The sequence below is a fragment of the Enterobacter cloacae complex sp. CDL013 genome, from assembly GCF_049238805.1.
GTDB lineage: Bacteria > Pseudomonadota > Gammaproteobacteria > Enterobacterales > Enterobacteriaceae > Enterobacter > Enterobacter hormaechei_C.
The window spans coordinates 68,690-82,350 of the sequence record NZ_JBMKGT010000012.1 but is presented as its reverse complement, the minus strand read 5'-3'; the positions used below and the strand labels follow the sequence as shown (position 1 = coordinate 82,350).

Below are 13,661 nucleotides of genomic sequence, written 5' to 3'. Positions count from 1 at the left end.
GAACGGAATGACCACCAGAGCCGTATGTTCCCCCTCACCCCAGCCCTCTCCCTCAAGGGAGAGGGGGCCGTCTGTGCAGGCATTATTTTGTGGGGAACCCTCAGCCCTGTGGGAGAGGGTTAGGATGAGGGCACCAGAGCGCACGGAATCAATTAAACGGCGCCTCCCCGTCCAGCACCCTATCAATTACGTCCAGCACCCCTTCGTCATTATTGTTCGGCGCTTCATAGCGGGCCACCGCCTTAATGTGCGGTCTGGCATTGGCCATCGCGAAGCCAAACCCAGCCTGGCGCAACATCTCCACGTCGTTACCGCTGTCGCCAAAGGCCACCACTTCACTGTCCTCAATGCCCCAGCGCGCTTGCAGGATCCGCAGGCCGTTAGCTTTGTGTACGCCGGGGATAATCAGGTCGATACTACCGTGTCCCGTGGTCACCGGCACCATGATGTCGCCAAGCTTCTCATGCAGCAGCGCCTGAATGCGCGGAATTTCGTCGTCAGAGACGTTTAGCCCGAATTTGAAGAAAATATCGTTGAGGTTGTCAAAGCTGCTGACGCTTTCAAGGCGGTGATAGTATTTCGCAGCAATCGCTTTGAAGAGGTCGTTATACGTTTTCAGCGTGTAGGCGCTGTTTTTTCCGCAGGCAATTATCTCTATGCCGGGCACGTCGTTTAACAGGGTGGCGACGGTCAGAAAGTGCTCTTTCGACAGTTCGCCGTTAAACACGTCTTCGCCCGCATCCACCACCCAGCCGCCGTTTTCGGCGACGAAGGCGATTTCATGGGCGATCTCCGGGAAAAATGAGATCAGCTGGTAGTACTGGTTTCCGCTGGCGACCACAAAACGGATGCCTTGCGCTTTCATACGCGCGTACTGCGCCAGAAAACGCGCGCGGTTATAGGTTTTCGCATCGCTCAGGAAGGAGCCATCCATGTCGACTGCAATCAGTTTAACGCTCATATCCCTTCTCCATTGACGTTGTTACTGCTTCCGGTTTTGCCACCGCTCGCGCCACCAGGGCGGCAATAATGACTAACCCTAATACCACCAGCATCGCGCTGCGTAACCCGTAGTGCTCACCGAGGAATCCAAGCAGCGGCGGGCCCACCAGGAAAGCGAGATAGCCCGTGGTCGCCACGACGCTCACGCGCGTCGGCGCGTCGGGGCCGGTATCGCTGGCAGCGGAAATGGTCAGCGGGAAGCCAAGGGAGGCGCCCAGTCCCCACAGGATCACCGACACGCCGGCAATCCAGTCCACATCCACAAAGATAATCATCGCGATGCCCAGCCCACCCAGCAGGGCGCTGGCACGGACGACAGCCACGCGGCTGTAACGGTCGATAAACCAGCCCCCGGTAAAGCGTCCGACGGTCATGCCGAGCGTAAACCCGGCGTAAATCAGCGAGCCGGAGGTGGGGCTAAATCCGTGCCCGTCCACCATCAGCAACGGTAGCCAGTCGTTGGCGGAGCCTTCAGCAAACGCCATCGCCAGCACCACCACGCCAATCAGCATTAGCTGGAAATCACGATAAAAGGGCAACCCTTTTGCCGCAGTCTTCTGTTCGTCCGAGGCGTTTTGTCCTGTGCCCGCGGGAATAGCCCTGATGCCGGTGAGGATCGGGATAATGCAGACCAGCGCCGCCAGCAAAATGTGCACATTGGCCGCAATGCCCAGCGCCGTCAGCGCCATCCCCACGCCCGCGCCCGCCAGCGTGCCGAGGCTGTAAAAACCATGCATCATCGGCAGCACCGTTTTGTTCATCGCCTGTTCGACGGCGGCCCCCTCGACGTTAATGGCCACTTCCGCCGCACCAAAGCTGCCGCCAAATACCATCAGCCCAAGGGCAAACATCAGCGGCGAGGCGAACCACAGCGCCACGCTCAGACCGAGCATTCCCACCACGGCGCAGCACATGGTGGTGCGAATCACCGCGCGCGTGCCAAAGCGCTTCACCAGCCAGGCCGAGCAGAGGATGCCGCTCATCGAGCCAATCGACAGGCCAAACAGTACGATCCCCATCTCCGCCGTCGAGACGGACAGCGTATCGCGGATTGCCGGGGTGCGCGTTGCCCAGGAAGCCATCAGCAGCCCGGGGATGAAGAAGAACATAAACAGCGCCCACATGCGCAGATGCAGGGCTTTGCGAGGAGAAGTTAGCGTCATTGGGATCAGCACCAGAAGTACAACAATAGCGACAACACTAGCAACTTTGTGTACATTTGTACACAAACTGGATGAGGATTTTATGAGCAGACCACCGAACGACCCTAACCGCCGCGAGAAGATACTCCAGGCGACGCTGGACACCATTGCTGAGCACGGTATTCATGCCGTCACGCACCGCAAAATTGCCACCTGCGCAGGCGTGCCGCTGGGGTCGATGACCTACTATTTCGACGGGATGGAGTCGCTTCTGGAGGAGGCATTCACGTGGTTTACGCAACAGATGTCTCAGCAGTACCGGGATTTCTTCGCGGGGGTGACCGGGCGGGAGAGGGCGTGCGAGGCCATTACCACGCTGATCCACAGTTCAGCCGTGACCACACCACACAATATGGCGCTGATGTATCAGTTATACGCGTTTATGCACCGCAGCGCCGCGCTGAAAACGGTGATGCAGGACTGGATGAAGATGAGCCAGACTACGCTTGAGCAGTGGTTTGATCCGGCCACCGCCCGTGCGCTGGATGCGTTTATCGAGGGGATGACGCTGCATTTTGTAACCGACCGGTCGCCGTTAACCCGGGAGGAGATCCGGGTGATGGTGGGGCGGATTGCGGGCGAGGATACCGTCTAATAGCGCTCGCCCCGGCCACGCCTGATGTCAGGAGATTTTTTTCCCGCTGGCGTCAACGACGACTTCGCCATCTTCCTTCGTAAATGCCCCTTTTTGCGCGTCCGGAAGGATGTCGAGAACGACTTCAGAAGGGCGGCACAGACGGGTACCCAGCGGCGTCACCACAATCGGACGGTTAATCAGAATAGGGTATTGCAGCATGAAATCGATAAGCTGGTCGTCGGTGAAATGTCCCTGTGAAAGGCCCAGTTGCTCGTAAGGCTCGACGTTTTTGCGCAGCAGATCGCCTATGGAAATCCCCATATCTGCAATCAGCCTTGTCAGTTCATCACGCGACGGTGGGTTCTCAAGATAGAGAATAATTTCGGGTTCCGTACCGCTGTTGCGGATCATCTCCAGCGTATTGCGCGACGTGCCGCAGGCCGGGTTGTGGTAGATAGTGATATGGCTCATATCCGTTACTCATTACAGTGTGAAGGAGAGACGTAGCGCCAGCGCGGCAAGCGTCACAAAGAGAACTGGCAGCGTCATTATGATGCCCGTCCTGAAATAGTAGCCCCAGGTAATAGTCATGTTTTTCTGTGCCAGCACATGAAGCCATAGCAGGGTAGCCAGGCTCCCGATGGGGGTAATTTTCGGCCCCAAATCGCAGCCAATCACGTTAGCGTAAATCATCGCCTCTTTAACCAACCCTGTTGCAGCACTACCCTCAATGGAGAGCGCGCCAATCAGCACCGTTGGCATATTGTTCATTATGGATGACAGGAAGGCGGTGATAAATCCGGTTCCCAGCGTGGTGACCCAGAGTCCGTACCCGGCTAAGTAATCAAGAACGCCTGAAAGAGACTCCGTCAGCCCGGCGTTGCGCAGGCCATACACCACCAGATACATCCCCAGCGAGAAGATAACAATTTGCCACGGCGCGCCGCGCAGCACTTTTCCGGTGTTAATGGCGTGCCCGCGTTTAGCAACGGCAAACAAAATCAGCGCGCCAGTTGTTGCGATAGCGCTGACCGGGATACCCAGAGGTTCAAGCACAAAGAAACCGACGAGCAGTAGCAGCAGCACGATCCAGCCCGTTCTGAACGTCGGCAGGTCGTGAATGGCCAAAGCAGGCTCGCGGAGTTTTGCCAGGTCATATTCCGGCGGTATTTCCTTGCGGAAGAACAGATGCAGCATCACCAGCGTTGCGGCAATCGCAGCGATATCAACCGGGATCATCACCGAGGCGTATTCGCTAAAGCCCAGCTTAAAGAAGTCCGCCGACACAATGTTGACCAGGTTGGAGACAATCAGCGGCAGGCTGGCGGTATCGGCGATAAATCCCGCCGCCATCACGAACGCCAGCGTGGCCTGCTTGCTGAACCCCAGCGCCAGCAGCATGGCGATAACGATAGGCGTCAGGATCAATGCCGCACCGTCATTGGCGAACAGCGCCGCCACGGCCGCACCCAGCAGCACGATCCAGGTAAACAGCAACCGCCCGCGACCGTTTCCCCAGCGAGCAACGTGCAGCGCCGCCCACTCGAAAAAACCGGACTCATCCAGCAGCAAACTGATAACGATTACCGCGATAAACGTGGCCGTCGCATTCCAGACGATATTCCACACCACAGGGATATCGTTAATGTGGATCACGCCGCTCGCCAGCGCCAGCGCGGCGCCAATGGTGGCACTCCAGCCGATACTGAGCCCTTTGGGCTGCCAGATAACCAGTACCAGCGTAAACAGAAAAATAGCCCCTGCCAGAAACATCTTTTACTCCGTTATATCTGTTTTTGTGAATGTGTCGTGGTCAGCAAGAGCCCGGGAGGCGGTTTTTCAGCTTCATACGTGTCTCTTCTCGCAGGCAGTTCCAGCTGTTATCGATAACGGTTGCCGCCCACGCGGGCATGTTGGGAGAGAGACGGTAGTAGATCCATTTACCCTCACGACGATCGATGACCAGCCCGGCCTCGCGCAGTAAGGCCATATGGCGCGAGACTTTCGGCTGCGGCTCGGTGGTCGCGGCGCAGAGATCGCAGACGCACAATTCTCCTGCTTCACGGAGCAGCATGACGATGGAGAGCCGCGTTTCGTCGGAGAGGGTTTTGAAGAGCTGAACGGGGTGAAGCATCTGGGGATCCTGCGTGTTTTTTTTATCATATACATTAAATCATATATGTTTGTGGCAGGTGAGGGAAGGGCAATAAGGGCAAATAAATGCCCTCAGTGAAGTACCACTACGTTGAGCCGTCGTCTTTGAGCCACAGACAGGGCGGGATTAGAAGATTAATGATTCCTGGTTTTGTTGAATATCTTCAATGTTATGAGACAGACGATCGTTGCAGATGTTAACAGAATCAAAATATCAATATTTGTATATGTTTCGTACATTGTCTCCGCATTAATATCACCATAGATGAAGCCGCAAATAGCAGTTGCAACGTCGTGGTTAATATAAGCTGTTGAAGGACCCAGCATACGTCCTGCCAGGAAGCTAATTAACACAAACCAGACGGCCTTAAGTAGTCTTGAGCCCCATTTACGGGCAAGGGTAGTGATATCCACCGTCAATAACCTCAATACTATTGCACGCGATATGTGAACGCATACATGGGACCTAAATAAATTCCGGTTTCAGAAGAGCGATTCCGAAATTGGAGTGGTGAGCGAGCTTTATGTAGACTTCTGCCGCTATCCCCGGATGAAGCCTTCATTCCTTTTCCTGTCATCAGGTGGATTAATTCGTTCCAGCTTATGCCAGCTGCCTGTATCGAAGTTCAAACCCGATCATATCTACGCTCAATCGTTGTTCTTTTAAGATATTGACCAGGCAAAATTTAACCGCGCAAGAAGATCAGCTATACCGCCATGGAAATAAGGTAGTGTTATAAGTAATTGATAGGGAAGGGTATTAATTTCAGGAAACAAAAAACCCATCAACCTTGAACCAAAACGGCGGGGTTGATGGGCTCCACAAATTGGGGACATCAAAGAAAAGCAGTGGCACTAGTTATGACTGCACCCTGCGTAAAAAGTTCTGCGCGTAACGAAAATTTTTTGCGCCACACGCAAACTTGAGATTTATCCGAGTCCTGGCCAGATAATGATGATTAGCGTACCTGCCAGCGTCAGCAGCACGTTTGCGATGGCGTAGGTGCCTGCATAGCCCAGCGCCGGGATGTTGCTGCGCGCGGTGTCGCTGATGATCTCCATCGCCGGTGCGCAGGTGCGCGCGCCCATCATTGCCCCGAAGAGCAGGGCGCGGTTCATGCGGAGCACGTAGGCGCCGAACAGGAAACAGATCACCACCGGTACCAGGCTGACGATAAGTCCGGAAACCAACATTTGCCAGCCGACCGCGCCCAGGCCGTTGCCAATGCCGCTCCCGGCGCTTAAGCCGACACCCGCCATAAAGACCATCAGACCGAACTCTTTCACCATGTTCAGCGCACCCTGAGGGATATAGCCGAAGGTGGGATGGTTCGCTCGCAGGAAGCCCAGCATGATCCCGGCGAACAGCAGACCGGCTGCGTTACCAATGCCGAAGCTAAAGTTGCTGAACTGGAAGGTGATCATCCCGATCATCAGGCCGACAATGAAGAAGGCGCAGAAGGCTAACAGGTCCGTCACCTGGCTGTGGATCGAGATAAAGCCGATACGGTCGGCAACGGTTTTAACACGTCGGGCATCGCCGCTGACCTGCAACACATCGCCTTTATTGAGCACCACGTTATCGTCGATAGGCATTTCAATCTGGCTGCGGATCACGCGGTTGAGGAAACAACCGTGGTCGGTCAGCTTCAGCTGTGCCAGACGGCGGCCCACGGCGTTGTGGTTTTTCACCACAATCTCTTCGGTGACGATACGCATGTCCAGCAGGTCGCGGTCAAACACCTCTTTCCCGTTACGGAAGCTCGGATCGAGACGCGCGTGGGCGTCCGGGTAGCCAACAAGGGCGATGTCATCGCCCATCTGGAGCACCGCGTCACCGTCCGGGTTTGCCAGAATGCCGTTACGACGGATACGTTCGATGTAGCAGCCGGTCTGACGGTAGATCCCCAGCTCGCGCAGGTTTTTCCCGTCGGTCCAGGCAACCAGCTCCGGCCCGACGCGGTAGGCGCGGATCACCGGCAGGTAAACTTTACGTTTGGAGTCCGTGTCCAGGCCGCGCTCGCGGGCGATGGTCTGGGCGCTGGTCTGGAGATCCTGATGCTGAAGTTTTGGCAGATAGCGCGCGCCAACAATCAGGCTCACCAGACCAATCAGATAGGTCAGGGCATAGCCCAGACTCAGGTTGTCCAGCGCGGAGGAAAGCGGCGTGCCGGCCATGCCAGAATGACGAAGCGTATCGCCCGCGCCGACAAGCACCGGTGTGGAGGTCATCGAGCCTGCCAGCATACCGGCCGTTAAGCCGATGTCCCAGCCAAACAGCTTGCCCAGCCCTAACGCAATCAGCAGGGCGCTGCCGACCATCACCAGCGCCAGCATCAGGTAATTTTTGCCATCTCGGAAGAAAATGGAAAAAAAGTTCGGACCGGCTTCCACGCCTACGCAAAAAATAAACAGCATGAAACCTAAGTTAAGCGCGTCCGTGTTAATACTGAAATGTTGTTGACCTAATAACAGGGAGACGACTAAAACGCCAATGGAATTACCAAGTTGAACTGAACCCAGGCGTAATTTACCCAGACAAAGGCCCAGCGCCAGTACCACAAATAATAACAGGATGTAATTCCCATTTAACAAGTCTGCGACGTTTATATTCACGGAGGCTAACTTCTTGTTTACCAGTAAGTTGTTGAATGAAAGGACTATTTGGGCTACTGTTTTCAGAGTCAGGGAATCACTTTGCATCTCCCTGCTTCCTGATAAATACCCTAAACACTAGCAGTCGGTTAGTTTAATCGTAATAGCTACCGACAGCCACCTATTATCGCACGACTTCTGTGCGTGCTTTGGCAAGGATTGCCGCATTGCTTTATCTGACTAAGCGTTCACCGGACGATTTTTGTATTTGATAGAGATAAGTCAGGAGGATAGTTTGAACTTTAAACGAAACTGGGCTGGCGTAATCAGCTGTTTTTTGCTGTTTACGGTCGTTTGCATGTCACTCGCTTTTAACGTGAAAGGCGCCTTCAGAGCGTCCGGTCATCCCGAGCTGGGCCTGTTGTTCTTCATCCTGCCGGGGGTAGTAGCCGGTTTTCTCTCACGTAAAGGCGAGGTGGTGATGCCGCTTATTGGGGCAATGCTTGCGGCCCCGCTCTGCCTGCTTCTGATGCGCGTGCTGTTTCTCTCGTCGAGAAGCGTCTGGCAGGAAGTGGCGTGGCTACTGAGTGGCGTTTTCTGGTGTGCGCTGGGCGCGCTCTGTTTCTTATTTACGCGCAGCCTGCTGCAACAGCGGAAGCACCGTAAATAAAAACGCCCTCAGGGTGAGGGCGTCTTCGCATTACTGAGCCGCAAACAGGCCCAGGTGTTCTTTGGCGTAGGCCTCAAAATCGGTGCAGCCGCCGATGTGTTTCTGATCGAGGAAGATCTGCGGCACGGTTTCAACCGGTTTACCCACGGTTTTTTCCAGATCGGCTTTAGTGATGCCTTCCGCGTGGATATCCACATAACGGAAGTTGAAATCATCACGCTCTTCAGTCAGTTTCTCTGCCAGCTCTTTCGCGCGCACACAGTAAGGGCATCCTGGACGACCAAAAATTACTGCAAACATTTCTCTCTCCTCAAAAAACAAGCCTGACGGCGAATAGCACCTATAGTGCACGATAACCTGCCGTCATGGAAAGAAGGTTTCACCTGTCACTTTGATACAGTCAGGCTATGTTTCGCCAATTACATCAGGTGGATCATTGCCTATACTGGCTGCCATACGTTTTACGCAACACAAAGAGAGACAAAATGACGCCAACCATTGACCTGCTTCGTTCCCACCGTTCCATTCGCCATTTCACCGATGAGCCAATTACCCAGGCGCAGCGGGACGCGATCATCGACAGCGCAAGAGGCACCTCCAGCTCCAGCTTTTTGCAGTGCAGCTCCATTATCCGCATCACCGATCCGGCGATGCGTGAGCAGCTGGTAACGCTGACGGGCGGACAAAAGCACGTTGCCCAGGCGGCTGAGTTCTGGGTGTTCTGCGCCGATTTTAACCGTCACCTGCAAATCTGTCCTGAGGCCGAGCTGGGGCTGGCGGAACAGCTGCTGCTGGGCGTTGTGGATACGGCACTGATGGCGCAAAACGCGTTCACGGCGGCGGAATCACTGGGGCTTGGCGGCGTCTATATTGGCGGGCTGCGTAACAACATCGAAAGCGTGACGGAACTGCTGAAGCTGCCGAAACACGTGCTGCCGCTGTTTGGTCTGTGCCTCGGCTGGCCGGCGGACAACCCGGATCTGAAGCCGCGCATTCCTGCTGCGATGCTGGTGCATGAAAATCACTACCAGCCGGTCGACCAGGACGTTCTGCATCAATACGATGAAGAGCTGGCGAACTACTATCTGACGCGCGACAGCAACAACCGCCGCGACACCTGGAGCGACCATATTCGTCGCACCATCATCAAGGAGAACCGCCCGTTCATTCTCGACTACCTGCACAAACAGGGCTGGGCAACGCGGTAGTCCATTCCTCCTGCGCCTCGTGTATGATAGGCAGGCTTTTACCATGTCTTTAGAGAGGTGCAGGGTGAAAATTGCCATATTGTCCCGGGATGGAACGCTCTATTCATGTAAACGCCTGCGAGAAGCGGCGGCGAAACGCGGACATCAGGTTGAGATCCTCGATCCGATGTCCTGCTATATGAACATCGACCCTGCGGCGTCGTCGATTCATTACAAAGGCCGCAAACTCCCGCATTTTGATGCGGTAATTCCCCGTATTGGCTCCCAGATCACCTATTACGGCACGGCCGCGCTGCGCCAGTTTGAAATGCTGGGAAGCTATCCGCTCAATGAATCCGTGGCGATTTCCCGCGCCCGCGATAAGCTGCGCTCGCTGCAACTGCTGGCGCGCCAGGGGATCGATCTGCCCGTCACCGGGATTGCCCACTCCCCGGACGACACCAGCGATTTAATCGATATGGTGGGCGGTGCGCCGCTGGTCATTAAGCTGGTGGAAGGTACGCAGGGTATTGGAGTGGTACTGGCGGAGACGCGTCAGGCGGCGGAAAGCGTGATCGATGCGTTTCGCGGTCTGAATGCCCATATTCTGGTGCAGGAGTATATTAAAGAGGCTAAAGGGTGCGACATCCGCTGCTTTGTGGTGGGCGATGAAGTGGTGGCCGCCATAGAGCGGCAGGCGAAAGAGGGCGATTTTCGCTCTAACCTGCACCGCGGCGGTATCGCACGGGTGGCCCTTATCAGCGAGCGCGAGCGTGAGATTGCGGTGAAAGCGGCGCAGACGCTGGGCCTGGACGTGGCGGGGGTCGATCTGCTGCGTGCCGACCGCGGGCCGTTGGTGATGGAAGTTAACGCCTCGCCGGGGCTGGAAGGGGTGGAAAAAACCACAGGCGTCGATATTGCAGGTAAAATGATCGCATGGATTGAACGCCATGCGACGCCGGGATTTTGCCTGAAAACGGGCGGTTAAATGGATCGGCGCGCACTTTTTGCGTAATCTGGACAACGTTTTTATTTAAGAGGCTGCACTGCGATGGATTTACAGGTCGTACCTACACTGGATACGTTACGTCAATGGCTCGATGATGCCGGTATTACTTTCTTCGAATGCGACTCCTGCCAGGCGCTGCATCTGCCTCACATGCAAAATTTCGACGGCATTTTCGATGCCAAAATCGATCTGATTAACGACGTGATCCTTTTCTCCGCGCTGGCTGAAGTAAAGCCGTCCGCGCTGCTGGCGCTGGCATCCGATCTGTCAGCGATCAACGCCAGTTCTTTGACGGTGAAAGCGTTTCTCGACATACAGGATGATAATCTGCCAAAGCTGGTGGTTTGCCAGTCTTTATTCTCCGGCGCGGGGCTCTCGTTCAAGCAGTTCGCCTGGTTTATGCGCCTGAGCGAAGAGCAAATTTCCATGGTCATGATGGAAGCCAACGCACATCACCTGCTGTATAGTGCGGAAGATGACGCCGAGAATAATGATGCATCTCCCAATTTTCTCCACTAAGCCTGTCTGACTTTTGCGCAGTCGCTGCCAGAGCGGCTGCATAACACCGTTTTTTCTGCTGCTTTTAACCTTTCTTTAAAGAATTTTTCACCTCCTCTCCGGCCGTTTCGGCTTATCACGTAGACATAATCTGCATAAAAAATTGATAAAAGGCGTTTTTTCGTCTGGGCTATAGCCGGAGACACGGGCTACAGTTATTCTTGCGGTGCTTAAAAAAGCGAGCGGAACCTGCCGGGATGAGGGGGGTATTTTATTTCGGGCAGAGCGACAAACTATGCATGATTATTGCATATCTTCAGGCTGCACAGTTTTGGTTCGTTTGTTAACGAGCTTTCAGAAGGAATAACAATATGATCGCCTTGAATAAAAAATGGTTATCGGGTCTGGTTGCGGGTGCTCTGATGGCCGTCTCTGCCGGCACGCTCGCTGCGGAACAAAAAACGCTGCACGTCTATAACTGGTCTGACTATATTGCGCCGGATACCGTCGCCAATTTTGAAAAAGAGACCGGCATTAAGGTTGTGTACGACGTATTCGATTCCAACGAAGTGCTGGAAGGCAAACTGATGGCGGGCAGCACCGGTTTCGACCTGGTGGTGCCGTCGGCAAGCTTCCTGGAGCGTCAGCTGACCGCCGGTGTCTTCCAGCCGCTGGACAAGAGCAAATTACCGAACTGGAAAAACCTCGATCCGGACGTGCTGAAGCTGGTGGCGAAGCACGATCCGGACAACAAATACGCGATGCCTTACCTGTGGGCGACCACCGGTATTGGCTATAACGTGGATAAAGTCAAAGCGGCGCTGGGCCCGGACGTCAAGCTGGACAGCTGGGACGTAGTGCTGAAGCCGGAAAACCTCGAGAAGCTGAAAAGCTGCGGCGTCTCTTTCCTCGATGCGCCGGAAGAGATTTTCGCCACCGTGCTTAACTATCTCGGCAAAGATCCAAACAGCAGCAAGGCCGACGACTACACCGGTCCGGCGACCGACCTGCTACTGAAGCTGCGTCCGAATATTCGCTACTTCCACTCCTCTCAGTACATCAACGACCTGGCGAACGGGGATATCTGCGTGGCCATCGGCTGGGCGGGCGACGTCTGGCAGGCGGCGAACCGCGCGAAAGAGGCAAAAAACGGCGTGAATGTTTCCTACTTCATTCCGAAGGAGGGGGCGCTGGCGTTCTTCGACGTCTTCGCGATGCCGGCTGATGCGAAAAACAAAGAGGAAGCGTATCAGTTCCTCAACTACCTGATGCGTCCGGACGTGATTGCTCACATCAGCGACCACGTCTACTACGCCAATGGTAACAAGGCCTCCGAGCCGCTGGTGAGCGAAGAAATCCGCAATAATCCGGCGATCTACCCGCCAGCCGATGTGTTTGCCAAGCTCTTCACCCTGAAAGTGCAGGAACCAAAAATTGACCGTGTGCGTACCCGCGCGTGGACCAAGGTGAAAAGTGGTAAGTAACGGCGTTTGATATCGTTGCCCGGTAGCGCCGTCGCTTACCGGGCCGACAAATACCGTAGGCCGGGCAAGCGTTAGCGCCGCCCGGCGATGCGCACCCTGACGGTGCGTTTGCACCAGTGTTGATCTATGCCGGAGAGCACCCCGTGAATGACGCGATCCCCCGCCCGCAGGCGAAAGTCCGTAAAGCGCTGACCCCGCTTCTTGAAATTCGTAACCTCACCAAATCCTTCGACGGCCAGCATGCCGTGGACGATGTCAGCCTGACGATCTACAAAGGTGAAATTTTTGCTTTGCTTGGCGCATCCGGCTGCGGTAAATCGACCCTGCTGCGCATGCTGGCCGGGTTTGAACAGCCCACCGCCGGGCAGATCGTGCTGGATGGGGTAGACCTCTCCAGCGTGCCGCCGTACCAGCGGCCCATCAACATGATGTTCCAGTCCTATGCCCTGTTCCCGCACATGACCGTCGAGCAGAACATCGCCTTCGGCCTGAAGCAGGACAAACTGCCGAAAGCCGAAATCACCGCGCGCGTGGCGGAGATGCTGAGCCTGGTGCATATGCAGGAGTTTGCGAAGCGTAAGCCGCATCAGCTTTCCGGCGGTCAGCGTCAGCGCGTTGCGCTGGCAAGAAGTCTGGCGAAGCGTCCAAAATTATTACTGCTCGACGAGCCGATGGGCGCGCTGGATAAAAAGCTGCGCGACCGGATGCAGCTGGAAGTGGTGGATATCCTCGAGCGCGTGGGGGTGACCTGCGTGATGGTGACTCACGACCAGGAAGAGGCGATGACCATGGCCGGGCGCATTGCGATCATGAATCGCGGTAAGTTCGTGCAGATCGGCGAGCCGGAAGAGATTTACGAACACCCGACAACCCGCTACAGCGCGGAGTTCATCGGCTCGGTGAACGTCTTCGAAGGGCTGCTGAAGGAACGCCAGGACGACGGTCTGGTGATTGAATCGCCGGGGCTGGTGCACCCGCTGAAGGTTGATTCTGATAACTCCGTGGTGGACAACGTGCCGGTTTACGTTGCCCTGCGCCCGGAAAAAATCATGCTATGCGATGAGCCACCCGCAGATGGCTATAACTTTGCCGTGGGCGAAGTGGTGCACATTGCCTATCTCGGCGATCTGTCGATTTACCATGTGCGCCTGAAAAGCGGCCAGATGCTCAGCGCCCAGTTACAGAACGAACACCGGTATCGCAAGGGACAGCCAACCTGGGGCGACGAAGTGAGCCTCTGCTGGGATGCGGACAGTTGCGTAGTCCTGACGGTATAAGGAGCG

General features: G+C 55.5%; 14 protein-coding genes. 7 read left to right on the top strand and 7 right to left on the bottom strand.

Annotated elements, in window-relative coordinates; translation table 11 throughout:
• Positions 1-148: 148 nt before the first annotated feature.
• Together ACOTXD_RS20820 and ACOTXD_RS20815 are read right to left on the bottom strand one after the other, a co-directional pair.
• A complete protein-coding gene (locus ACOTXD_RS20820; protein WP_048243673.1) occupies positions 149-961 on the bottom strand; it encodes a Cof-type HAD-IIB family hydrolase in 813 nt (270 codons plus the stop codon).
• Positions 951-2,165, bottom strand: coding sequence for an MFS transporter (locus ACOTXD_RS20815; RefSeq protein WP_058658405.1), 1,215 nt, complete (start codon positions 2,163-2,165; stop codon positions 951-953). The genes ACOTXD_RS20820 and ACOTXD_RS20815 overlap by 11 nt, the downstream gene beginning before the upstream one ends.
• Positions 2,166-2,247: 82 nt before the next feature.
• Here ACOTXD_RS20815 and ACOTXD_RS20810 point away from each other — a divergent pair, with 82 nt between their 5' ends.
• The gene (locus ACOTXD_RS20810) at positions 2,248-2,799 is read left to right on the top strand and encodes a TetR/AcrR family transcriptional regulator (protein WP_022650683.1); all 552 of its coding nucleotides are present in this window, start codon (positions 2,248-2,250) and stop codon (positions 2,797-2,799) included.
• Positions 2,800-2,826: 27 nt separating this feature from the next.
• On the opposite strand, the gene arsC is transcribed toward ACOTXD_RS20810, so the two are convergent.
• The 4 genes from arsC to ACOTXD_RS20790 all read right to left on the bottom strand — a co-directional run bounded on the left by arsC (position 2,827) and on the right by ACOTXD_RS20790 (position 7,551).
• Positions 2,827-3,252, bottom strand: coding sequence for a glutaredoxin-dependent arsenate reductase (arsC, locus tag ACOTXD_RS20805; protein WP_022650684.1), 426 nt, complete (start codon positions 3,250-3,252; stop codon positions 2,827-2,829).
• Between the two features lie 12 nt (positions 3,253-3,264).
• Positions 3,265-4,554 (bottom strand): arsenic transporter, encoded by a 1,290-nt coding sequence (locus ACOTXD_RS20800; RefSeq protein ID WP_061856321.1) that lies wholly within the window; start codon positions 4,552-4,554, stop codon positions 3,265-3,267.
• 40 nt (positions 4,555-4,594) lie between these two features.
• A complete protein-coding gene (locus ACOTXD_RS20795; protein WP_045337505.1) occupies positions 4,595-4,915 on the bottom strand; it encodes a metalloregulator ArsR/SmtB family transcription factor in 321 nt (106 codons plus the stop codon).
• Between the two features lie 950 nt (positions 4,916-5,865).
• Entirely contained in the window at positions 5,866-7,551 is a 1,686-nt protein-coding gene (locus ACOTXD_RS20790; protein ID WP_032610193.1) for an aspartate:alanine antiporter, read from the bottom strand.
• A 274-nt stretch (positions 7,552-7,825) separates the two neighbouring features.
• Here ACOTXD_RS20790 and ACOTXD_RS20785 point away from each other — a divergent pair, with 274 nt between their 5' ends.
• Positions 7,826-8,200, top strand: coding sequence for an inner membrane protein YbjM (locus tag ACOTXD_RS20785; RefSeq protein WP_017384878.1), 375 nt, complete (start codon positions 7,826-7,828; stop codon positions 8,198-8,200).
• Between the two features lie 30 nt (positions 8,201-8,230).
• Here ACOTXD_RS20785 and ACOTXD_RS20780 read toward each other — a convergent pair whose 3' ends face one another.
• Complete coding sequence (locus ACOTXD_RS20780; protein WP_006809455.1) at positions 8,231-8,500, bottom strand: GrxA family glutaredoxin; 270 nt, start codon at positions 8,498-8,500, stop codon at positions 8,231-8,233.
• Positions 8,501-8,685: 185 nt separating this feature from the next.
• On the opposite strand from ACOTXD_RS20780, the gene nfsA reads away from it, so the two are divergent.
• The 5 genes from nfsA (at position 8,686) to potG (ending at position 13,655) form a co-directional block, all read left to right on the top strand.
• Entirely contained in the window at positions 8,686-9,408 is a 723-nt protein-coding gene (gene nfsA, locus ACOTXD_RS20775) for a nitroreductase NfsA (RefSeq protein ID WP_003858388.1), read from the top strand.
• A gap of 64 nt (positions 9,409-9,472) precedes the next feature.
• Positions 9,473-10,375 (top strand): 30S ribosomal protein S6--L-glutamate ligase, encoded by a 903-nt coding sequence (gene rimK, locus ACOTXD_RS20770; RefSeq protein ID WP_032621711.1) that lies wholly within the window; start codon positions 9,473-9,475, stop codon positions 10,373-10,375.
• Positions 10,376-10,438: 63 nt separating this feature from the next.
• On the top strand, positions 10,439-10,915 hold the full coding sequence (locus ACOTXD_RS20765; protein WP_003858385.1) for a YbjN domain-containing protein: 477 nt from the start codon (positions 10,439-10,441) through the stop codon (positions 10,913-10,915).
• Positions 10,916-11,265: 350 nt separating this feature from the next.
• A complete protein-coding gene (potF, locus tag ACOTXD_RS20760) occupies positions 11,266-12,378 on the top strand; it encodes a spermidine/putrescine ABC transporter substrate-binding protein PotF (protein ID WP_022650689.1) in 1,113 nt (370 codons plus the stop codon).
• A gap of 143 nt (positions 12,379-12,521) precedes the next feature.
• Positions 12,522-13,655 (top strand): putrescine ABC transporter ATP-binding subunit PotG, encoded by a 1,134-nt coding sequence (gene potG, locus ACOTXD_RS20755; RefSeq protein WP_017693732.1) that lies wholly within the window; start codon positions 12,522-12,524, stop codon positions 13,653-13,655.
• Positions 13,656-13,661 lie beyond the last annotated feature (6 nt).